Origin of the sequence: Rheinheimera sediminis, assembly GCF_004005375.1 — a bacterium.
Classification (GTDB): Bacteria; Pseudomonadota; Gammaproteobacteria; order Enterobacterales; family Alteromonadaceae; genus Pararheinheimera.
Genome location: NZ_RZUF01000010.1, coordinates 36,706 through 58,824, shown reverse-complemented (window position 1 = coordinate 58,824; position 22,119 = coordinate 36,706). Strand labels below are relative to the sequence as shown.

General features: G+C 45.6%; 18 protein-coding genes. 9 read left to right on the top strand and 9 right to left on the bottom strand.

The features are described 5' to 3' along the window. Positions 1 to 320: 320 nt before the first annotated feature. Complete coding sequence (gene erpA / locus EMM73_RS08215) at positions 321 to 662, bottom strand: iron-sulfur cluster insertion protein ErpA (RefSeq protein WP_127685964.1); 342 nt, start codon at positions 660 to 662, stop codon at positions 321 to 323. A 47-nt stretch (positions 663 to 709) separates the two neighbouring features. Continuing rightward, entirely contained in the window at positions 710 to 1,456 is a 747-nt protein-coding gene (locus EMM73_RS08210) for a DUF6776 family protein (protein ID WP_127685963.1), read from the bottom strand. Positions 1,457 to 1,627: 171 nt separating this feature from the next. Here EMM73_RS08210 and EMM73_RS08205 point away from each other — a divergent pair, with 171 nt between their 5' ends. The 5 genes from EMM73_RS08205 to EMM73_RS08185 all read left to right on the top strand — a co-directional run bounded on the left by EMM73_RS08205 (position 1,628) and on the right by EMM73_RS08185 (position 6,567). Next, positions 1,628 to 3,331, top strand: coding sequence for a chloride channel protein (locus EMM73_RS08205; protein WP_127685962.1), 1,704 nt, complete (start codon positions 1,628 to 1,630; stop codon positions 3,329 to 3,331). Then, a complete protein-coding gene (locus EMM73_RS08200) occupies positions 3,331 to 3,762 on the top strand; it encodes a CopD family protein (RefSeq protein WP_127685961.1) in 432 nt (143 codons plus the stop codon). The genes EMM73_RS08205 and EMM73_RS08200 overlap by 1 nt, the downstream gene beginning before the upstream one ends. An 89-nt stretch (positions 3,763 to 3,851) precedes the next feature. Then, entirely contained in the window at positions 3,852 to 4,856 is a 1,005-nt protein-coding gene (locus EMM73_RS08195) for an aspartate carbamoyltransferase (RefSeq protein WP_127685960.1), read from the top strand. Between the two features lie 80 nt (positions 4,857 to 4,936). Then, positions 4,937 to 6,223 carry a glutamate-1-semialdehyde 2,1-aminomutase gene (gene hemL, locus EMM73_RS08190; protein ID WP_127685959.1) on the top strand — a complete coding sequence of 429 codons (1,287 nt, stop codon included), beginning with the start codon at positions 4,937 to 4,939 and terminating at the stop codon, positions 6,221 to 6,223. Positions 6,224 to 6,354: 131 nt separating this feature from the next. Then, positions 6,355 to 6,567 (top strand): hypothetical protein, encoded by a 213-nt coding sequence (locus EMM73_RS08185; RefSeq protein ID WP_261373356.1) that lies wholly within the window; start codon positions 6,355 to 6,357, stop codon positions 6,565 to 6,567. 88 nt (positions 6,568 to 6,655) lie between these two features. Here the strand turns inward: EMM73_RS08185 and EMM73_RS08180 are convergent, their stop codons facing one another. The 7 genes from EMM73_RS08180 to EMM73_RS08150 all read right to left on the bottom strand — a co-directional run bounded on the left by EMM73_RS08180 (position 6,656) and on the right by EMM73_RS08150 (position 18,271). Then, entirely contained in the window at positions 6,656 to 8,737 is a 2,082-nt protein-coding gene (locus EMM73_RS08180; RefSeq protein ID WP_127685958.1) for a winged helix-turn-helix domain-containing protein, read from the bottom strand. Positions 8,738 to 8,807: 70 nt separating this feature from the next. Further along, entirely contained in the window at positions 8,808 to 9,017 is a 210-nt protein-coding gene (locus EMM73_RS08175; RefSeq protein WP_127685957.1) for a hypothetical protein, read from the bottom strand. 93 nt (positions 9,018 to 9,110) lie between these two features. Continuing rightward, on the bottom strand, positions 9,111 to 11,261 hold the full coding sequence (locus tag EMM73_RS08170) for a winged helix-turn-helix domain-containing protein (RefSeq protein ID WP_127685956.1): 2,151 nt from the start codon (positions 11,259 to 11,261) through the stop codon (positions 9,111 to 9,113). A gap of 17 nt (positions 11,262 to 11,278) precedes the next feature. Continuing rightward, complete coding sequence (gene mrcB, locus EMM73_RS08165; RefSeq protein ID WP_261373355.1) at positions 11,279 to 13,462, bottom strand: penicillin-binding protein 1B; 2,184 nt, start codon at positions 13,460 to 13,462, stop codon at positions 11,279 to 11,281. 74 nt (positions 13,463 to 13,536) lie between these two features. Continuing rightward, on the bottom strand, positions 13,537 to 15,996 hold the full coding sequence (gene hrpB, locus EMM73_RS08160; RefSeq protein WP_261373354.1) for an ATP-dependent helicase HrpB: 2,460 nt from the start codon (positions 15,994 to 15,996) through the stop codon (positions 13,537 to 13,539). Between the two features lie 96 nt (positions 15,997 to 16,092). Beyond that, positions 16,093 to 17,382 carry an aminopeptidase PepB gene (gene pepB, locus EMM73_RS08155; RefSeq protein ID WP_127685954.1) on the bottom strand — a complete coding sequence of 430 codons (1,290 nt, stop codon included), beginning with the start codon at positions 17,380 to 17,382 and terminating at the stop codon, positions 16,093 to 16,095. A gap of 79 nt (positions 17,383 to 17,461) precedes the next feature. Continuing rightward, positions 17,462 to 18,271 carry a sulfite exporter TauE/SafE family protein gene (locus EMM73_RS08150; protein ID WP_127685953.1) on the bottom strand — a complete coding sequence of 270 codons (810 nt, stop codon included), beginning with the start codon at positions 18,269 to 18,271 and terminating at the stop codon, positions 17,462 to 17,464. A 302-nt stretch (positions 18,272 to 18,573) separates the two neighbouring features. Between EMM73_RS08150 and dksA the strand changes: the two genes are divergently transcribed. From dksA to folK, 4 genes are all read left to right on the top strand, one after another. Next, positions 18,574 to 19,023, top strand: coding sequence for an RNA polymerase-binding protein DksA (gene dksA / locus EMM73_RS08145; protein WP_008897238.1), 450 nt, complete (start codon positions 18,574 to 18,576; stop codon positions 19,021 to 19,023). Continuing rightward, complete coding sequence (gene gluQRS / locus EMM73_RS08140; protein WP_127685952.1) at positions 19,023 to 19,919, top strand: tRNA glutamyl-Q(34) synthetase GluQRS; 897 nt, start codon at positions 19,023 to 19,025, stop codon at positions 19,917 to 19,919. The genes dksA and gluQRS overlap by 1 nt, the downstream gene beginning before the upstream one ends. 76 nt (positions 19,920 to 19,995) lie before the next feature. Beyond that, positions 19,996 to 21,438 (top strand): polynucleotide adenylyltransferase PcnB, encoded by a 1,443-nt coding sequence (gene pcnB / locus EMM73_RS08135; protein WP_127685951.1) that lies wholly within the window; start codon positions 19,996 to 19,998, stop codon positions 21,436 to 21,438. Next, positions 21,431 to 21,916, top strand: a complete 486-nt coding sequence (gene folK, locus EMM73_RS08130; protein WP_127685950.1) for a 2-amino-4-hydroxy-6-hydroxymethyldihydropteridine diphosphokinase — start codon at positions 21,431 to 21,433, stop codon at positions 21,914 to 21,916. The genes pcnB and folK overlap by 8 nt, the downstream gene beginning before the upstream one ends. Positions 21,917 to 22,119: the final 203 nt, after the last annotated feature.

Below are 22,119 nucleotides of genomic sequence, written 5' to 3'. Positions count from 1 at the left end.
TTCCTGCCAAAAAAAATCCAAAAGCCTATGGGAATGTCCCAATAAGCAAAAAAAGCGTTTCATTAAACCATAGGTTGTTCAGAGCGTACAGTTAGAAGGCTGAAAAAATAGCAGCTTATCTCTGATTTTTGTCGATCAATCGTTCTGTTCATAGAGAAGGAACGATCAGTTTTGCTTACACCACAGATACAAATGAAAGCGACTATCAGCTATGTTTCCGCTACGGATCCAAGTGCTGACTGAGTGCTGTTTTTGTGACATAAAACTAAAAGGGCCTCCACACTGTGGAAGCCCTTTTTAATGAGATCTGAATGACGGAACTAAACGGAAAAACTGGATCCACAACCACAAGTAGTTGTTGCATTTGGGTTCTGTACAGTAAAACGGCTACCTTGCAAACCGTCAGTGTAATCCACCACACCGCCTGCCAAGTACTGCAGACTCATTGGGTCTACCACCATAACCACACCATTTTTTTCAACTACCAAATCACCTTCATTTACTTTCTCATCAAAAGTAAAACCGTATTGGAAGCCGGAACAACCACCACCTGTAATATAAACCCGAAGTTTTAACTCAGGGTTTTCCTCTTCGGTGACTAAAGCCAATACTTTATTGGCAGCTGCGTCGGTAAACTGAATAGGAAGTTGTAACTCTGACATATGTCCTCCGGTATAACTGGGCGCGGATTATCTAATACCTGACTAATTTATTCAAGTATTTCGCCGGACTGTTCACTTGGCCAGAAAAAGCTCTTATCAACCTTAGCGGACTTCACTGAACGCGCCGCAGCAACCTTTAGTGCAACATCTACTTTTTCTGGCTTGAATCCCTCCGGCAGCGAAAACTCACCTTCGATAATCTGGAAATATTTAAAACTAAAGGCCTTATCACTTTTACTAAAGCCTGCAAGCTGCAACAAATCGAGACTGGCTCTTTTATCACCGGCAAAGCCTTGTAGCTTCAAATCCACAGTACCTTTGGCAAAATTACGTTGCTTATCTTGCTGGATCAACACCAAATTAAACCTGTACTTAGTGGCAGAGGCCCCCGGGCTTATACTAAAGCTATCAACGATAAGGCTATCTGCCTGCAGTTCAGGAGAGATAATACGCTGGTAAAACGCCAACTCTTTGCGGGTGTCAAACAGCTTTTGTTGTTCAGCTTTTAATTCTTGCTGCATCAACTGCCCGGCACTTTTCTCCACCGCCAGTTCAGCCGTCAGATAGTCATTTTGTTTTAACTGCTCATTCAGACGAGCTGTCAGACTGTTACTTTTTCTCTGACTTTCCTCAAGTTTGGACGACAACATATTGACTTGCTTTACATAAAAGTAATTACCAACCAATTGCCCAGCCAGAGCTGCAAGCCCCATCAGGCCAGCTGTGACCAAAACCAATCTCCAACGCGCCTTGAGCCAGGGCACAAACTGCATACGATTCATCAATTTACTCAAATAATTACACCCATCGGATTTAAAGCCGCAACTCTTTCTGCCAGCAATCTGTTCCCTCAATCACATGGGACTTTTATGCTAGAGGGACTCTTTCATTTGTCGTCATACTGCAACTTCAATTACTTTAAGTATATGTTACACTTCACTTATCTCAGATTCAGACACTATAGCATGTTACTACCTGCAGACTGGCAAGCAAAATTACGACTCAGGTTAGCTTTCCCACTTACGTCAGTTCAGCTTTGCCTGCTGGCCATAATAGCTGGTTTTTTAGCCGCCTTTATCATTTTGCTGTTTCGTCTGACTATTATTGGTATCCAAAGTTTCTTTTTAGAACGCACTGATGACTTTTCCGGCATAGCTGAGGGCTATCGCTGGGTTTTACCTTTTGTTGCCGCTTTTCTGATCAGTGTGATGGCGATGCTGGTCGGGCTTTCACATTATCGTGTAGGTATAGCCTATGTGATCCATCGCATCAAAACGCGCTATGGCGTCATGCCTTTCTGGAATACCTTTAACCAATTTTTTGGTGGCATTATCGCCTTGACCAGTGGTTTCTCCGTTGGGCGTGAGGGCCCTTCAGTACATTTGGGCGCTTTTGGTGCCGGCTTGCTTGGGCAATATCTTCGTTTACCATACAACAGTATCCGAATTCTGGCTGGCTGTGGAATCGCAGCTGCTATCTCAGCGTCTTTTAATACCCCCCTTGCTGCTGTGATCTTTGTGATGGAAGTGGTGTTACGGGAATACCGTATTCATGTGTTTGTGCCTGTAATGCTGGCCTCTGTGGTCGGCGCTTTATTGACCCGTGGCGTTTTTGGCATGGGCAATGATCTGGCCGCGTTGAAAATTGTCTCTATTAGTGGCTGGCATCTGCCTTATCTGGTGCTTTGCGGTATCGCCATAGGCGCTGCCGCTTATGTGTTTAACCAGAGTATCTGGCGTATTTTAAAGTGGTTTCAGAAGTGGCATTTAGCTCTCAAACTATTATTGGCTGCAGCTATAACAGCAGCTGTGGGTCACTTGGTCCCTCAGGCAATGGGCGCTGAAACAGGCGCAATCTTTTATGCTGTTACCGCATCCACTGAGTTTTGGTTATTGTTGACTATTCTATTAGCGAAATTTCTGTTAACCATAGTTGCTGTAGGCCTGGCGGTGCCGGGAGGTGTGATAGGTCCGGTTTTTGGTATAGGTATACTGGCTGGTACTTTATTGGCCTTTTTACCTGTGTTTGTATCAGGAGATGCCAGTTTATCTGGCACTTATGCCACGTTAGGAATGGCGGGCTTTATGGCCGCCACTTTACATGCGCCTTTGGCCGCTTTAGTCGCTGTGATGGAGTTATCCTATAACCCGGATATTATAGTGCCTGCCATGCTGGTAATTACCTGCGCTTATGTCACCACAGTACAGCTGTTTAAAAACAAATCCATCTTCGTTCTGCAACTGGAACTGCAACAGTTACCTTATAAACTGGCACCAGCTGATGATGTGCTGCAAAAAGTCGGTGTGCTGGCCATGCTGGATAAAGAATATGTGGTGCTATCCGCTTCAGAAGAAGACAAAATTGAAGCTATTCTGACCGAAAAACCAGCGCATCAGTTGCTTATTCAGGCCACAGACAATCCAGAGCGACCTTTCCTGCTCATTGATTACGATCTCGACGCCTCTATGACTGGACAGTCCACCTTGCTGCATCAGCCTATCCAAGGACTGAGCCATCAGGCAACTATGGCTGAAGTACATACCCTGCTGGATGAACAAAAAGGTGGAGTAGTGTATATTTTTGACCCAGAACAACCGAAACAACTGCTTGGCCTGATCCGTTGGGAGCAAGTCCGCGCCCTATTAACTAAACAGAACAATCTAATCTGATGAATACATTACTTATTATTAAAGCCTTGCATGTAAGTTTTATGGTGGCTTGGTTTGCCGGAATTTTTTATTTACCCCGGCTTTTTGTCTATCATGCAGAAACCACAGATCCTGCCGTTGATGCTCAATTTAAAGTGATGGAAAGGCGACTACTCTATTTCGTCACGCCTTTTGCTGTGCTGACTTTGGTATTTGGGCTTTGGCTGATCCATTTATACGGCGCTGCCTGGTTTGCAGCCAGTAGCTGGTTGCATTACAAACTGCTACTGGTGATTTTGCTTTATGCTTATCATGGTTACTGTTTTAAGCTGTTGAATGATTTTAAGCAGGGTAAAAACAGTAAAAGCAGTAAATTTTACCGTTTTTTTAACGAGTTTCCGGTGCTGTTACTTTTTGCCATTATTTTTCTGGCGATTTTGAAGCCGCTCTAGGCTGATTTTAAGCGGCTTGTTTGCTATGATACGCGCCGACTTTCAGCCAGTTTCGGCGCCCCGCAACCTCTAGCAGATGAGCACCCAGTATGAGCTTTAAAGGCGAACATATCCTCTCCGTTAAACAGTTTGACCGTGACAAAATTCAGCAGGTTTTCGATATAGCTCGTAGCATGGAACCTTACGCCAAACGCCAAAAGCGCACTACTGTGCTTGACGGTGCCATTTTAGGTAACCTGTTTTTTGAGCCCAGCACCAGAACCCGGGTCAGCTTTGGTTGTGCTTTTAACTTACTCGGTGGCGAGGTTCGTGAAACTACAGGTATGCAGTCTTCGGCTTTATCCAAAGGAGAATCTTTGTTTGATACTGCCAGGGTGATCAGTAGCTACAGCGATGTGATTGCAATGCGTCACCCACAAGCGGGTTCAGTGGCTGAGTTTGCTGAAGGCAGCCGGGTTCCGGTATTAAACGGCGGTGATGGTGCCAACGAACACCCCACCCAGGCTTTGCTGGATTTATTTACTATCGAAAAAGAGCTGGCAGCGTCGCAGCAACCTATAGATGGTATGCACATTGCCATGATTGGTGATTTAAAGTTTGGACGTACAGTGCACTCGCTATCCAAATTACTGGCATTGTATAAAAATATTCAATTTACTCTGATAGCGCCGAATGAACTGGCGATGCCGGACGATATAGTGTCGCTGATTGAAAACGCCGGCCACAGAGTGACAGTGACCGACCAACTGGCTGGCAACTTAAACGCTGATATTGTGTATCAGACCCGTATTCAGGAAGAGCGATTTCCATCGCAGGAAGAAGCCAATAAATACCGCGGTAAGTTTCGCTTAAATCAGGATATTTATACCAAACACTGTAAATCCAATACGGTGATTATGCATCCGTTGCCAAGGGATTCTCGTAGTGAAGCCAATGAGTTGGACAACGACTTAAACCTGAACCCTCACCTGGCTATTTTCCGTCAGGCAGATAACGGCGTTTTAGTGCGTATGGCCCTGTTTGCGTTGACCTTAGGTGTGGAGCAGTTGGTGACTAAATACGAACGCGAAGTGCCCTGGTACAGCAACAAATAAACCGCAAGCCAACTCTCATCCATTTTGAGTCGGGCTTTGCGCCCGGCGTTCTTTTAAAGGTTTAGTTTTAAGGATCTTTTATGTCCAAGTCAGAACAGTTATTTCAGCAAGCGCAAAAAACTATTCCAGGTGGTGTCAATTCTCCGGTTCGCGCTTTTAAAAGCGTCGGCGGTACGCCGGTATTTATCGACAGCGCGAATGGCGCTTATTTATACGATGTCGATGGCAAAAAGTACATCGACTACATAGGCTCATGGGGCCCCATGTTGCTGGGTCATAACCACCCTGCTATCCGTGAAGCTGTGATTAAAGCGGCGGAAAAAGGCTTAAGTTTTGGTGCGCCTTGCCCTGCAGAAATCACCATGGCAGAAACCATTTGCGAATTAGTGCCCAGCATGGAAATGGTCCGTATGGTCAGCTCAGGCACAGAAGCCACCATGAGCGCTATTCGCTTAGCCCGAGGTTTTACCGGTCGCAACAGCATTTTAAAATTCGAAGGTTGTTACCACGGTCATGCCGACTCTTTATTGGTCAAAGCAGGTTCAGGCGCTTTAACTTTGGGTGTGCCTAATTCACCTGGCGTACCTGCTGATTTCGCTAAATACACCTTAACAGCAGAGTTTAATAACTTAGAGCAGGTGAAACAGATTTTCGCCGAACAAGGCGCTGATCTGGCTTGTATTATCGTCGAGCCAGTTGCAGGCAATATGAACTGCATTCCACCAGCGCCCGGCTTTTTAGAAGGTTTACGGGCACTGTGTGACCAGTATGGTGCTGTGCTGATTTTTGATGAAGTAATGACAGGATTCCGGGTGGCTTTAGGTGGCGCTCAGGCTTATTACAACATCAAACCTGACCTGACCACTTTAGGCAAAATTATAGGTGGTGGTATGCCAGTCGGCGCTTTTGGTGGCCGTCGCGACATTATGCAGCATATAGCGCCTTTAGGTGGCGTCTATCAGGCTGGCACTTTGTCAGGTAATCCTATTGCTATGGCGGCTGGTTTAGCTGCGCTGACCGAAATCCGTAAGCCTGGCGTCTATGATCTATTAACAGCCAAAACCACTCAGTTGATTGAAGGTTTGGCCGCTGTTGCCAAAGAAGTGGGTATACCGCTGGCGACCACTCAGGTCGGTGGCATGTTTGGTGTGTTTTTCAGCAATGAAGCGCAAATCACCAACTATCAGCAAGCCACTCAGTGTGATATCGCTGCCTTTAAACGTTTTTTCCATCTGATGTTAGAGCAGGGTGTGTACCTGGCACCTTCAGCTTATGAAGCAGGCTTCTTGTCTATAGCTCATTCTGATGAAGATTTGGCTTACACCATAGCAGCAGCTAAAAAAGCCTTTATTCAGTTGAAAGCTTAACTAACCTGAACTTGGGATAAGCCGTGCCACTGAATAGACTTTGTTTGCTTGACGCAATAATTTTACTTCGTTGATTTAATTCATTAAATCGAAAAAAGGCGACACTCATTATCCCGAGTTCAGACCAGTTATTGGAAGACATAGACAAAGAAGATATGTCCTTGCATCAGGACGGCACCGCTGAATGTTCAGTGTATATTACTGAATGGGATTTCTTTTTTGCCGGAGCAGGCGCTTATATGGCTTATAGTTACCAACCTGCTGTAATAGCTGAGTTTAATCCCGATATTCATCTGGAAGATAAAAGAAGTATCACAGAGAAAATTTTTTTACTAAAGCCTTAGCGGATGGCTGGTATATCGAATATTTAAAGCAGCCTTAAGCCGGGACTGAATAACCTAGAGTGATATATCAAAAATTAGGATCTTTTATTTATTCAGCAGGCTCAGGATGCAACCAGACAATGTCTGTATCCTGAGCCCTGAATTGCTGCACAAATAAAGCACCATTACCGTAGACCAAAGCCTGAGCAGGTTCTACCAAAGGCCATTTTTGCTGTAACTTGTCACGCCAATCGTAATAATTTAACGTTTTACCACTATCAGACAACCAATATAAGCCCGCTGCAGTACTGGCCCAGGCTGCAGGTTCAGTAGTACGCCAACTGATTTGGATCGGTAATGTAAAAATTTGGCCTTGTCGCCATTGTTTTACATAAGCAGAGTTTTGCTGCTGCAACAACAAGCTGCTCTCTGGTCCACACTGCACATTAACCACATCTTTTACAACTTCGCTCACATTCCCCTGTTGCAACTGATACAAGGCCCAACTTTGCTTGTTTCTGGATATCCAGTATAGGGTATCTGCACAGACCACAAAATTCTCACTTCCGACCATTTTTTGCATAAAAGGCTTTAATTGACCATCTGAAAAATAGAACAACTGTCGGTCAATCCGCACAACTAAATTCCCTTCAAACCATAACAACTGTTCAATCTGGTATTCAGTGTCAAATTGACTGATTTGCTCCGTCACTGGTCCTTTTGAGCGCCACAGCTGAGGTAAACCAGAGCGCTCTGATACAAAAAAATACTGTTCCTGATGTGTGACTAAAAGATAATCTGACCTGTTACTGTCGACAAAAGGTAAGGCCACCAGTTTGTTGTTTTGTTCTTGCCAGTCAAGCTGACGCAAGTCGGTCGCAGCCTGTGCAGGATAAGTGCCCAATAAAGAGTTTTGCCAAACCGAGCTGTCGGCCAAATTAACAGCCATTTCGCCAAAGACCCTACTGTTGCCGGTACGTAACGACAATACCTGTAACTGACGGACAGATTTATTCACCAAAACATCATTATCCCCCCACCAAGCAAGTTGATTGGCTGAGAAATCAAACTCTGTGACAATTCGCCAATCTAACTCAGAAAGATCAAGCTCCAGAAGCGCCGAGTAGCTATACCCAAACTGCGCAATAGCATAGGCTTTTTTGTCTTTGACTATTAAATGACTGACTCCACGCCAGTGGCCGGGAAAAGTCATTAATAAGCGCTGAGAGCTATCTTGTTGCCATAACCAGAGTTGACTTTGCCCTGTTGCGGGATCTAAATCGAGCCAATACAATCCCTCGGACGTCATAGCCTGCCCCTGCGCAATAAACTGATGGCAGGAAAATAAAGGGATGGCAGCATCGAATCTGTGTTTCACTGTTTTTCGCCAGAAAGCGCAGTGCTGTTGCTGCTGAGCACGAAATACGATTTGCTCTGAATTCGCCCATTGAGGCTGAGAGAGCTGCTGATACCTTTGCTCATCCTGAAGACTTTGCATGGAAACGAGTTGTTGCACCACCCAATACCAATCCAGACTGTCTGAAGCTTGATGTTGGAATACAACTAAGGATCGATCTGCAGATAATAAGGGAGTCTGTTCTTTACCATCCAGCGCACTGACCGGACTCACCTGCAGATAACGAGGCAGAGCTGCTTTTTCGTTCATTTTGTTTAGTAGCAACGCAAAAGCAAAACTAAAAAGTAATAAAACTAAAGTACTTAACCAGATATAGCGAATACGCTTGAGCTTAGATAACTTTTTAATTTGCCACTTTTCTATAGCTTTTTGAGTACTGATTAAATCCAGAGGCTCTGCAGGAACTCGTTCTTGAACTGGCTCAGGAGGGACCTCCAGTTGCGTTACAGCAGCTTGCCAGCAATAGCCTTTTTTAGACAAAGTGGCAATGTAAAAAGGTTTAACTCTACTGTCATTCAATACACGCCGCAGTGCTGCAACAGCACGACTCAAAGACTCATCTGATCCCAGGCCTTCGCCCCAGACTCCAGTAAGCAATTCTTCCCGGCTTAGCACCAGATCTTTGTGATCAAGAAAGAAGTTAAGCAACTTATGCAGACGAGGTTCCAAGGTCAATACCTCCGGATCAGCAGCAGCTGACAGAGACTGTAATTGTCCTATGGAACGCAGATACCGCCATTGACCAAAGGTCAGGTAGTCTGCCGTATAATGCATAAGGGTCCGCCTACATAACTAAGTAGGCGGATTATAACCAATTCAGACGAAAAGTAGAGAGGTGTTGTATTCAAGCTTCTGAACTATTTATCAAAGATTCCTGCATCATCGAATCCAATGAAAGTTCATCTACTTTAACTTCTCCTCGACAAATTGGCCACGCTGGACATACTCCAGCTATATCTTGAGCTACATTTTTTTCTATAACGGGTTCTTGTTCTGTGACGAAAAATACTGACGCCGTAAAAGTAACAGCTAGAATGAATTTAGTAACTTTCATTTTGTGACTTCCCAGTTAGTTGGTTGAATTTGACCAAACCAGTATCCTGTTGAAAAGTCTCTATAAACTGATGAAAAAATTATAAATTTATGATTATTTTGTGGTTTTTAACTCTAATTTTGCTATATCCACATCTTTAGTCTCGCCGACCACCATAAAAATAAACTGCCCGTCATGGCTTAATGAAAATCTGGAAGAGTAAAGATCTGACATCAAGCCCAAAGGTGTAATTTTTTTAGTGTTGTATGAATAAAAATAGATCTGGCTTTGCTGTTCAGTATTAACGCTCGAAAAGTAAATCCCATTGTCCCACAACACTATCGTTGCCTCAGTAACTAACAAACGCTGCAACTCTGCTGGTAGTTTTTCTTCTCCTAATTTGGAAACTAATACATAGATACCGTCGGAAGCACTTCGTTTAAGCTGGTATTCCCCGTTACGGCTTTGTAAATAAAAATCTATACCGTCTAAATAAGGAATAGCATGCTGCTTCTGAACTAAAGAGTATTGCATCAACTGCCAACGGCCCTTTTGCTGAATAGTATAAAAAACAGTATCGGCCGCTTTGCCCCATGTCATATTTTTTACGACCTCGCCTGGTTTGCTAATAGGATGAGAGTTCCCTTTTAGATCGAATAACCAAACCTGCTGATCTATTAACGCTAGTAATTTTCTTCCATCAGGAGAAAACTTCATCTCAGAAATCAAGACAGAATTCGTAAAGTTACTCACCATCAACTGCTCACCATCAGGATAGAACAACCATATCTGAGCTAATCCCGTACGCTTCGAAGCAATAGCAGTAGGCCCTGCACTGAGAGGATTTGCTTCAACTTGTCGTTCGCTACGGTTAGATTTAAATACGACAATATCGGAGGCGATATTATTTAAAATTGGATTATTAGACTTTTTAATATGATAGTTACCATATAAACCAATAGTGCCGTAGAACTCACCATGTTTACCCAGCAAAATCTCATAAGCTTGATTGTCAGTTAAAGCCACAGTTTTAGTTATACCGCTTTTTACGGCTACTGCTTCGATGTTCCATTTCTTCGCGGGGTAATAAATCAACTGGTCGTCTTTACTCCAGGCTATATCACCTGGGTAGCTGTCTTTTAAATGTAGAATTAAGGAAGTTTCACCACTGACTAAATCTTTTAACCAGATTTGCACTGAGTTGCTGGCGACATCGCGTAAAAATGCAATTTTATCACCGCTATGTGAATAACGAGCGGTAAAATCGCCCATGCCACTGTTGTCAGGTAAAACCAGCTGAGTTTTATTTTTTGAAGTTAAATCTAAAGAAAAAATGGCCATACGCTGAGGGCTATTTTCATCGCTGGTATAAATTAACGAGCGAGCATCGGCAGCCCAAGATATACGGCTTGAAACACTGCTGTTACCGCAATTAGTTAATAACTCATCAGTCCAGTCAGACTGGCCGGGCTCGCCCTCAAAGCTCAGTAAGCGTATTTCACAGTATTCTCTGTATTTTAGTCGTTGATAAGCGATGGCTTTGCCATCAGGTCGGAAACTGGCGCCATAATCATCGGCATCACTGTTGGTCAACTGTTGCGTTTGATGGTTTTTCAAATTTTGTAACATCAATACATTAGGTGAGTTTTTATCTTTTTTATAACTGTACACCAAAAAATTTAAATCGGCGGATAAGGCCGGGTAATATTCAAAACCATCTTTAGAAGAAACAGGGCTCCAGTTGACAAAAGGCACCTGATCATCGGCAAGGTCTGTAGCAGGCCAGAAAAACCAACTGACAAAAATAGCTACAAACAAGGTTGCGGCTGTCAAACCAAGCCACCAAAGCTGGTTTTGTTTTCTCTCAGCTACGCTTTCTGGCTCTTCATCTGAAGCAGAGCCCTGGGCTATCAGTTGCTCCTGCTCTATCACTTTAGCAATAAAACGGTAGCCTCTTTTTGGGATAGTTTCGATGTAACGGGGCGCTTTAACGCTATCACCCAGCACATCGCGCAGAATACTGATCACTCTGGCCACACGACCATCCGTAACAGCGGTCATTTGCCACACTTCTCTTAACAACTCTTCTTTACTAATCAAACGGCCAGGATTCAGCAAAAAAAAGTTCAGTACACTTTGACACAAATGATCAAGGTCAGCCTGTTCGCACACCTCCATTTTGCTGTTGAGCTTTGCCAGCTTATCCAGCTGTGGCAAATACCACCACTCTTCAACTTTTAACTGTTTATCTGGCTTGAACGACATAGGTTATTAATTCCCGTTTATTCGCATTCTGTAGCTAGTGTCGTATTGACAACTTTTGGCAACAACAGGGTTCCATCACAGTAGTCAGCCACGGCTCGACCTGTAGTTGCAGAAAAGCGTCCTAGCGCAATATCTGGTGGTACAGCCCTGAACAAAGAATTAGCAGGCACACGTCTGAAGTAATGACTAAATAGCGTTAAAGCTCCCGACCCCCCAGTCAAACCTATAGATTTATTATCATCTCTTCCTAACCAGATAGTAATAGAGGTTTCATGCTCAAAACCTGTAAACCAACTGTCTTTATGATCGCTGGATGTTCCGGTTTTTCCCGCAAAACGTATGCCTGGAAACTGATTCGCCAGTACCTTGCCCGTACCACTGCGGGTGCTTTGTTGCATTGCATACTGCAACAGGTAATTCGCTTCTTCTGTAACTCTTTGTTGCCGAATGTTTCTGCGTTCATACAGCATAGTACCGTCTGTTTTGGTAATTGACTCTATACTGGCTAATTTTATATAAAGCCCTTTGTTGGCAATAACTTGATACAACTGTGCCACTTCAGCTGGCGTTAGCTCTACTGCACCTAAAAAAGCTGAAGGCTGAAGTTTCAGTTCACGCTCCAGCCCAAGGCGCTGAAAGCCATCTTTTAATGCGGGTAAACCCAGTTTTAAACCCAAACGCACTGTGGGTACATTTAACGACTCAGACAAAGCCTGGATCAAAGGGACCTGACCACGAAACTTTTTATCAAAATTTTGTGGACTCCAGCTCTTCGGATTCCCTTTGAGGTGAATAGGACTGTCGTCCAACATAGTCGCCAGACTAAACTGCTCGGATTTTTCCAGAGCCTGCAAATACAATACGGGTTTGACTATACTGCCAATTTGCCGGCGGGCATCTAAAGCTCTGTTGTAGCCAGCAAAATGCACTGCTTTACCACCCACTATGGCTTTATAAGCTCCAGCCTGATAATCAGTCACCACCATAGCTGCCTCCAGTTTGCTATCGAGCGCAGACAGCCTTTGTTTAACAGCATCTTCAGCGGCCAGCTGTGCCTGAGGGTCCATGTAAGTAAAAATTTTCACGCCCTTTTCGATAACACTCTGATCGGCAAGAAGCTCTTTAAGTTCACGCTTTACTGCGTCTAAATAGGAAGGTGAACGACCTTTTAAATGCTGACCCATAGGGATCACAGCTAAAGGTTTGCTAATAGCCGTCTTATACTCAATGTCCGACAACAGACGCTCGTTGTGTAACATTTTCAGAACCAGATCGCGACGATCTTTGGCCCTGGCACCAAAACGGCGCGGATCGTAATAGGAAGGCCCCTTAACAATAGCCACGAGCAACGCATATTCTTCCGGTAGTAGTTCATCGAGCGGTTTACCGAAGTAGAACTTACTAGCCAGACCAAAACCATGCACAGCATTGTTATGAAACTGGCCAAGAAATATTTCATTCAGATAAGCTTCAAGAATCTGATCTTTGCTGTAACGATAATCAAGGATCAATGCGATGAGTGCTTCATTGACTTTGCGGATCAAGGTTTGGTCTGAGGTCAGATACATATTTTTCGCCAACTGCTGGGTCAAAGTCGACCCACCCTGTACTGTTCTGCCAGCCTGTAGATTGACCCAGAATGCCCGAACAACAGACCAGAGGGAGACGCCATGATGTTGATAAAAATCTCGATCCTCTACAGTCAGCAACGCATCTTTGATATGCTCAGGCATATCCGCCAAAAATACCATTTCTCTGTCTTCCTGCGCAGAGGACACCAGATGCTGCACCAGTTGGGGCTCTATCCTGGCTTTTTGTACCGACTTCTTTAGCTGGTGATCATAAATGCTATGCACCCGTTGACCAGCAAAAGATACAGTAAAGACCTCTTCCTGATCATAACCATCAGCAAACTGAAAAGCGCGACGAAAAACAACAACTTGCTCGCCATTTTGGCTGTATTGCCCTGGCCCTTTTACTGCAGTCACAGCTCTGTATTGCAACAAGTCCAGTTCGCTGACCAACTGCTTTTTCGTCAAATTCTTACCAGGTATGATCTCCAGACTTCTGGCATAAACCTGGGCCGGAAATTGCCATTTATTACCAGAAAACAAAGTGGTAATTTTGCTGTCCAAGTAAATCAGATAGATAAACAAGGTCAACAGTAGCACCAGGCCTAATTTCAGTCCAAACCAAAGCATCTGCCGGGCGAAGCCTGGACTCCTCGGGTGTTTGGCAACAGTTTTTTTTCTGGGTGCACGGCTTTTTGTTTGGGTCATTTTTGCATAGCTTTTTTAGTTTTATTAGTCGGCATGGCCTCTGCTGGATTATCAGGCCAATAGTGTTTAGGGTAACGACCTTTCATTTCTTTTTTTACGTCGGAATAACTGTTCGCCCAGAAACTTGCCAAATCCTGCGTTACCTGCAGTGGTCGACGCGCCGGTGACAATAAATGAATCTTCATGGCTCTTCGCCCCTTTGCAACAGTGGGGGTCTGAAGTTGGCCAAACATTTCCTGAATACGGATCGACAAAATAGCCTCCCCTTCCTCGCTATAACTCACAGGGATCATAGAGCCTGTCGCTGAACGCCAACTGTCTGGCATACAGCTATTGAGCAACTGTTGTTCCTGGTAAGTTAAACGTTGCCACAATAAAGTATAAAGATCTAACTTATTCAAATCATTCAACTTTGTAAATTTACCCAAAGCTGGTGCTAACCAAACGTCAGCATCAGCCCACAAGCTATCTTCATCCACCTTGGGCAACTGATGTTCAGGCATATCAACTTGCATAAGCTGCAGCCTGTAGCGCAGCTGCAGGGCTTGATCTGTCCAGGCCAAAGACTGCAAACCCTGCTGTTTTAACCAATCCAGCCAGGCCTGTTGCTGCTGTACTTCTGTTAGTTTGAGATTCAGTGGTTTACGTTCCAGCACGCAGCTGCCTAGTGTTAAACGTTGCTCTGCGATAAAACGCCCTTGTTGAGCATCAAAACCCACATACTGCTGTTGTTGTAAATCAGCCTGCCACTCCTTTATCAGCCCTGCCATACTCCAGCGAGCTGCCAGACTAATTTGGGTACTTTGACCAAAATACAAATCACAGATCACCAGTACTTCAGCACCAGCTAAAGGGCTGTCCGGAAACAACGAAGCACCGGCACTGTTGGTTAGCAGATAACCTTTCCCCCTTAATAACGCGATCCTGTCGGGAAAAGCCCGGCTTAATAAGGCGGCTGTTAAATGCTGTGGTAAAAAAGCACTGACTTTAATTTGATTCTGCTGTGCCAGTTGTTTTGCCTGTTGCAATAAAGCGCCATACAAGGGTTGCTGTAGTAACTGGTCGATATCCTGCTCCCGGCTGCGGTTTGGGTTTTCCAGCAGAGTTGCCAGCACCACAGCTAACCAGGCTGCACCTTGCTCACCTTGTTGTTCCAACTCTTTACCATGCAGCACTAAAGCGGCTAGTCTGGGTTCAGTCCCTGTAGCTAACAACCGCCTGCCAAAGTCGGTGATTTGGCCTTTGTTCGTGATGGCTTTCAGTTGCAACAACACCCAGGCTGCAGATTTCAAGTTGGCTTGTGGCGGTTGATCCAACCAGAAGAGTTGCTCTGCTGAACAGCCCCAGGCCGAGATTTCTAACAGCAGCGAAGTTAAATCCGATTGCAGTATTGAAGCCGGAGTGTACGCAATACGGCGCTGCCATAACTCGGCACTGTCAAGGCGATAACAAATACCGGCCGATAAACGCCCCGCCCGACCCGCTCTTTGAATAGCAGCAGCCTGGCTGATAGCGACAGTATCGAGCCTGGTTAAACCATGTTTCGGATGATACACAGCCTGACGACACCAACCCGAATCCACTACCACCTGAATACCTTCAATAGTCAGACTGGTTTCAGCAATATTAGTGGTCAGCACCAGTTTACGCCGCCCTGCCGGACTTGGTGCTATGGCTTGCTGCTGCTCAGCTAAAGTTAAAGCACCGGATAAAGCATAAATATCTAAGTTGCTGTCTCTGCTTTGCTCCAATAACCAGTCCTTTGCCTGATTAATATCACGCTGGCCAGGTAAAAAGGTCAGAATACTGCCCTGATGTTTTTGGCTGGCTTGCAGACTTAATCTGGCACTTTGTAACCAGATGGGTTCAGAGCTCGGCGGCTGATACAGGATCTCAACCGGATAACTGCGACCTTCACTGCTAAGCACAGGTGCATCTAAAGCCGTTGCAAGTTTTTGCTGATCTAAAGTCGCAGACATAATCAGCAGTTGCAACTCAGTATTCAGTTGCTGCACTTCCAGCGCCAAAGCCAAAGCTAAATCGGCTTGCAAGGAGCGTTCATGAAATTCATCAAATATAATCAGGTCTATAGCTGTAAGCTCTGGATCCTGCTGAATTTTTCGGATTAATATCCCTTCTGTGACTATCAATAATCGGGTATTTTTGCTGAAATTTTTTTCATGGCGGATTTGATAGCCTACCTGCTGACCCACGGCTTCGTTCAACTGGCTGGCCAGATAACTGGCAATACTTTTAGCCGCCAGCCGTCTCGGCTCTAACAGCAAAATAGTTTTGCCTGCAAAATCAGCATCGTTAAGTAAATACAGGGGTAGGTAGGTTGATTTACCAGCACCAGGCGGTGCAGATAAAATCACTTTGTTGTGCTGTTTCAGGCTCTGAACCAGCCTTGGGCAAATCTCTGCAACAGGTAACAAATCAGGTCTCGCAAAAAACAAAAAGCAGCCTTATCTTAGCTGCTTTTTTCGTTGAACCGAAGCCAGAAACAAACTTTATGCAGCTAACTGCTGCCTTAAACAGCAATTAGCCAACAATTATTCCTGTGTAAGGGTTTGTGCTACTAAACGGATGCCCATACCTGTAGCGCCAGCGGCCCAAAAACCATTGGCTGAGTTATGAAAAGCAGCAGCTAAATCTAAATGCACCCAGCCTTTGCCATCGTTCGGTACAAAACGGCTTAAAAAACCTGCGGCATTGCTGGCGCCACCTGTACCACCGCCTTTCACCGGTCGGCTGTTGGCCGTATCAGCATAAGGTGAAGGACATTGGCCTTGGTGCCATTTCTCCAGCGGCAATTGCCAGGCACCTTCCTGCACTTGTTCGGCATATCCTAAAACCCGTTGTGCTAAAGCTTTATCCAAAGCAAACACTGCATTGTATTCAGAACCTAAAGCATTCATGGCTGCGCCCGTTAACGTAGCTGCATCAATAATGAGTTCAGGTGCCGCTTCTGCCGCTTTTTGTAAACCATCAGCCAGCACTAAACGGCCTTCCGCATCCGTATTAACAATTTCTACAGTGACGCCGTTTTTATAGGTCAGAATATCGCCCAATTTAAAAGCGCCACCTGAGATCAGGTTTTCAGCGCAGCATAAAATCAGCTGCACTCTTTTGTTTAAACCCTGCAATATCGCCAAAGCTAAAGCTGCTGTGACTGTGGCTGCGCCGCCCATATCACATTTCATGGTGACCATGCCTTCGCTGGCTTTAATCGAATAACCGCCCGAATCAAAAGTAATGCCTTTACCTACTAAAGCGGCAAACACAGCAGCGTCAGCTTTTCCTGTAGGGTTGTAATCCAGCACCAACATGGCGGGAGGCCGCTCACTGCCACGACCGACCGCATGAATACCTACCCAGCCCTGTTCTAACAAAGCTGAGCCCTCAATAATCTCGCTGGATACTGTACCTGCAGGTGCAATGGAGCTGATAAAAGCCAGGGCCTGCTCAGCCAAAGCCACAGGAGCTAAATCTTCAGGCGTCTGATTAATAATGGATTTAGCCCAACTAAAGGTTTGGTGCAATTGCTGCAACTGTTGCTGTTCAGCTTCAGTGCCTGTCCAGCCAATAGCGCCAAGCTTTTTCGCGTTACAAAACCCCTGATACAAAGCCCACTGGCTATCGACAGTCCAGCCATCACCTGCCAGTTGAAATTGTTGAATGCCTAAAGCGTCCAGTTGGCGACCGGCTTTTTGCACAGCGCGTAAATCAGCGGCTTTCACATGCAATTGATAGCCAGTTGTGTCTGGTGTCAGCAGCACATTTTTGCCCCATTTGGCATCTGCAGCAGCACGACTTAAACGAATTTGGATCAGATCAGACATAGTTTTTATTCTCTTTATTTCTGGATTTAAAGCCCGGATAACATATCAGCCCGAGTGTATCACAGGCCTTCACAGCCCTTTAAGAGCTTAAGACGCTGTGTAACATTTTAGCGCTTAATGCGATAAGCAAGGCAGCAAATACTTTCTTTAAAGTAGCCACTGGCAAACGGTGCGCCAGCGAAGCGCCAAGCGGCGCAGTAAAATAACTGACTGCAGCAATCAGCAGCATAGCGGGTAAGTACACATAGCCCAGACTGTAGTCTGGCAACACAGCGTCTGTCGAAGCACCGGCGAGGAAATAGCCTAAGGTACCACTGATAGCTATAGGTAAACCTACGGCGGCAGAAGTGCCAATGGCCTGCTGAATTTTGACATTACACCAGGTTAAAAAAGGCACAGTCAAAGAGCCACCGCCTATAGCCACTAAAGCAGAGACAGCACCAATAACTAAACCTGTCAGACTAAAGCCAACTACTCCCGGCAATTGCCTGCTGGCTTTGGGTTTGATATTCAGCAGCATTTGCACTGCGACGTAGCTCATAAAACAGCAGAAAAATATCGCCAAGGCCAAAGAAGATAAAGCAGCCGCCAGATAAGCGGCAGCCACTGTGCCTATTAATATAGCCGGAGTTAATTTCCAGACCACTGGCCATAACACAGCACCATGCTTTTGGTGACTGCGCATACTGGAAAAGGAAGTGACAATAATGGCCGCCATTGAAGTCGCCAGCGCCATATGCACAGACAATTCAGCCGGAAATTGCTGTGCTAGAAATAAAGCTGTTAGTACGGGCACCATAATACCGCCACCGCCAACCCCTAATAATCCAGCAAAAAAACCTACTGCGGCGCCCAGCAGCAAATAAGCAATAATCCATTCAATGGCCATATCAGCCTGCCTTTTGGTCAGAAAAAGAGCCTTACTTTAACAAAGACAAGTGGTAAAAATCTTCTGTTTTTAACAAGTTAGTTTAGGTAGTACAGAACAATGCTTCCCAAGCTGGCTTTGGGCGGTTTAGAGTGTTTCTTTTTTAAACCAGCCAAATTTGTAGACAACAGGAAAAAAGGTGACGCAGGCTGTTCTGCTCTGTATACTTCGGCGGCTTTTTTAATAGTGATTGCAGCTGTCATATTTTTCTGCTATCACTAGCCGCCAACTTTTTGCTTGGCACTGTTTTACAGGAGATGATCATGCCAGAAGGCAAAACCGTAAAAACCTTGGGACTGTTAGCCCTTGCTGGCGTAGAGCCATATCAGGCCGCGCAAGGCGAAGAATACATGAACCCAAAACAGCTGGACCATTTCCGCCGCATTCTGGACGCATGGCGTCAACAGTTACGTGAAGAAGTGGATCGCACCAAAAACCATATGGCCGATGAAGCAGCAAACTTCCCGGATCCAGTGGATCGTGCTGCTCAGGAAGAAGAGTTCAGTCTGGAATTACGCGCTCGTGATCGCGAACGTAAATTACTGAAAAAGATTGAAAAAACTCTGCAGAAAATCGAAGACGAAGACTTTGGTTACTGCGACACCTGTGGTATCGAAATTGGTATCAAACGTTTAGAAGCCCGTCCTACCGCCGATATGTGTATCGACTGTAAGACACTGGCTGAAATCAAGGAAAAACAACTGGGCGGTTAATGATGCCTGTTGTACCTCCTGCTTACAGGGGCCGGTTTGCGCCATCGCCATCCGGCCCTTTGCATTTTGGATCCCTCATTGCCGCTGTGGGCAGCTATCTGCAAGCCAAATCCCAACAAGGCCAATGGCTGGTGCGGATGGAAGATATAGATACACCCCGTATGCAAGCTGGTGCAGCCGACGGCATTTTACGTACTTTAGAGCGTTATCAGCTGTTCTGGGATGGCGACGTCTGGGTACAAAGTCAGAGATTAGAACGCTACCAGCAGGTACTGGATCTATTAAAACAGCAACAACTCACCTACGCCTGCAACTGCAACAGATCCCGTATTCAAGGTCTGGGGCAAGGTTATGATGGCTTTTGCCGTGACAAAAATCTGGCTGAAGGCACGCTTGCATGGCGCTTAAAAGCGCCTGCCACAGACACAAGTTTTATCGACAAATTGGCAGGGGAAATACAAATCCCAGCCACTCTTGCCACTGAAGATTATATTTTAAAACGCCGTGATAGCTTATTTGCTTATCAGTTGGTGGTGGTGGTCGATGACATGGATCAGGGCATTACTGAAGTAGTGCGTGGTGCAGATTTAATTGACCTGACCAGCAGACAACAAGCACTGTTTCATTTACTCGGCGCAGCCGCACCTGATTATCTGCATTTGCCTTTGGCTGTGACTGAACCTGGCTTTAAACTTAGTAAACAAAACTACGCACCAGCAGTAGAATTCTGGCCGGTCAGTCAGACCTTAACTGCAGTTTTGTGTTTTTTGGGTCATCCGCCGCCAGCGGAATTAGCAGGGGCTGATGCCAAAGAATTACTGGCTTGGGCTGCTTCTCACTGGCAAATCAGACAAATACCGACACAAAACGAACAAAAAGCCGCAGATTTTTTATAAAGCATCAGGCCGCACATTCTATTTTTCCAGCTGCTGCGGTATCATTAGCCGCTTTTTTCATCGAGTTCATTTATAGATGCTCACAAGGAGTACTGCCATTATTTCGCGAGTCCTGGATTTTTGCCGCCGCACCCTTGGCAGCAAAAGCGTTGAGAGCGTTGCTCAACCCAAAAAAAGCCGTCAGTCCATTCTGCCAGAGCTGAAAAAAATCTCCCGTGATGCTCATTCTGTGTCGCGCAAAGACATCAGCCCCAATGCATTAAAAGTATTGTATCGCTTAAAAGATGCCGGTTATGAAGCCTATCTGGTCGGTGGCTGTATTCGTGACATTCTGCTTGGCTTAAAACCAAAAGATTTTGACGTAGTGACCAATGCGCACCCTGAACAGGTCCGCCAGGTGTTCAAAAATAGCCGCCTGATTGGCCGCCGTTTCCGTTTAGCTCATGTGGTGTTTGGCCGTGAAGTGATTGAAGTCGCTACCTTTCGTGGCCACCATACAGGCGATGATGAAACCAGCCCTAAAGCCAGCCAAAGTGATGCAGGCCAGATTTTACGTGACAACGTCTACGGCACTATTGAAGAAGACGCTGAACGTCGCGACTTTAGCATCAATGCCTTGTACTACTCAGTCGCTGACTTTGCCATTTACGATTTTGCCAACGGCATTGAAGCCATAGCAGCACGTAAAATTGAGCTTATTGGCGATCCTGAAACCCGTTACCGCGAAGATCCGGTGCGGATGCTGCGTGCTGTGCGTTTTGCTACCAAGCTGAATATGGACATAGCAGCAGAAAGCAAAGAGCCAATTAAAGAGCTGGCTGTGCTTTTGAAAAACATTCCGGCCGCCCGTTTGTTTGAAGAATTCCTCAAGTTATTTATGGCTGGAAAAGCCTTTGACAACTTCGTGATGCTGAACGATTTGGGTATTCTGAAACAGCTGTTGCCACAACTGGCTAAAGTATTAAAGCAGGACAGTAGTGGCAAAGTGTTTAATCTGATCACTAAAGCCATGCAGGATACGGATCAACGTATCGCCATTGATAAACCTGTGACTCCGGCTTTCACCTTTGCTGCATTGTTATGGTATCCGGTAGAACAACGTGCAGAAAAATTGCTGGTTGAAAGTGGCTTAAATGAAGTCGATGCGCTGAACATTGCCATGATGGAAGTGCTGGATGAAGTGCAACGTTCTATTGCTATTCCAAAACGTTTTAGCCTGACGATTAAAGACATCTGGTTCCTGCAAAGTCGGTTAAGCAAACGTGCTGGCCGTCGTGCCTTTAAGTTGATGGAACAGGTGAAGTTCCGTGGCGCCTATGACTTTTTACAACTTCGTGCTCAGGCTGAAGGTGGCGAATTACTGGAGCTCGCCAACTGGTGGCAACGATTCCAATCAGATGACGAAGCAGGCCGTGAAATTTTAGTGCAAAACCTCGGTAAAGAAGGCATTGAACGCCGGCCACGTCGTCGTCGCCCGCCGACTAAACGCCGCCCACCAGGCCCTGCAGCCAATGGCTGATACACTTGTATATATCGGGCTGGGAGCTAATTTGAACCAGCCTGTCCAGCAATTAGAACGTGCTGTATTGGCCTTGCAGAACATCAAAGAGACTGAACTGGTAAAAGTATCTGGTTTTTATGGCTCCAAACCTATGGGGCCACAGGATCAGCCGGATTATGTTAATGCCGTGGCTTTGCTGAGCACCCGCTTATCTGCCGACGATTTGCTGACCCAGTTACAACAGATTGAACTGGAACAAGGCCGGCAGCGCAAAGATGAACGCTGGGGCCCGCGCACTCTGGATTTAGATATTCTGCTGTTTGGTGATGACAGCATTCAGACAGAACGTTTAACAGTGCCGCATTACGGCATGAAGGTGCGTGAGTTTGTGCTTTATCCGCTGGCAGAACTAAACTTGAGCCTGGTATTACCTGATGGCACTTTGCTGACAGAACTACTGGCCACTGTGCCGCGCAATGGCCTGAGTCGTCTATAACCGTCGTACTTGAAGCTGCAGCTTTGTTGACTGAGCCATCTCGCCCCAGTCACATAGGTTTACTATGCTCCTGGGGTCTCACTGGCTTGTCGCCGCCCTGCAACTCCAAGTTACTTGGTTATATAGAAAATGGATAACTTGCACAACACTTGGTTTTATGCCAAGGTGCGCCCCGAATTATTCCCTTGTGGTCGGATGAGAGA

Coding starts and splice junctions, on each gene's coding strand:
- EMM73_RS08180 (WP_127685958.1), bottom strand. CDS start 8,737: ATGCATTATACGGCAGACTACCTGACCTTTGGTCAATGGCGGTATCTG.
- EMM73_RS08150 (WP_127685953.1), bottom strand. CDS start 18,271: ATGGCCATTGAATGGATTATTGCTTATTTGCTGCTGGGCGCCGCAGTA.
- pcnB (WP_127685951.1), top strand. CDS start 19,996: ATGCTCACAAGGAGTACTGCCATTATTTCGCGAGTCCTGGATTTTTGC.
- folK (WP_127685950.1), top strand. CDS start 21,431: ATGGCTGATACACTTGTATATATCGGGCTGGGAGCTAATTTGAACCAG.
- EMM73_RS08175 (WP_127685957.1), bottom strand. CDS start 9,017: ATGAAAGTTACTAAATTCATTCTAGCTGTTACTTTTACGGCGTCAGTA.
- pepB (WP_127685954.1), bottom strand. CDS start 17,382: ATGTCTGATCTGATCCAAATTCGTTTAAGTCGTGCTGCTGCAGATGCC.
- gluQRS (WP_127685952.1), top strand. CDS start 19,023: ATGATGCCTGTTGTACCTCCTGCTTACAGGGGCCGGTTTGCGCCATCG.
- EMM73_RS08205 (WP_127685962.1), top strand. CDS start 1,628: ATGTTACTACCTGCAGACTGGCAAGCAAAATTACGACTCAGGTTAGCT.
- erpA (WP_127685964.1), bottom strand. CDS start 662: ATGTCAGAGTTACAACTTCCTATTCAGTTTACCGACGCAGCTGCCAAT.
- hemL (WP_127685959.1), top strand. CDS start 4,937: ATGTCCAAGTCAGAACAGTTATTTCAGCAAGCGCAAAAAACTATTCCA.
- mrcB (WP_261373355.1), bottom strand. CDS start 13,462: ATGCTTTGGTTTGGACTGAAATTAGGCCTGGTGCTACTGTTGACCTTG.
- EMM73_RS08200 (WP_127685961.1), top strand. CDS start 3,331: ATGAATACATTACTTATTATTAAAGCCTTGCATGTAAGTTTTATGGTG.
- EMM73_RS08170 (WP_127685956.1), bottom strand. CDS start 11,261: ATGTCGTTCAAGCCAGATAAACAGTTAAAAGTTGAAGAGTGGTGGTAT.
- EMM73_RS08195 (WP_127685960.1), top strand. CDS start 3,852: ATGAGCTTTAAAGGCGAACATATCCTCTCCGTTAAACAGTTTGACCGT.
- dksA (WP_008897238.1), top strand. CDS start 18,574: ATGCCAGAAGGCAAAACCGTAAAAACCTTGGGACTGTTAGCCCTTGCT.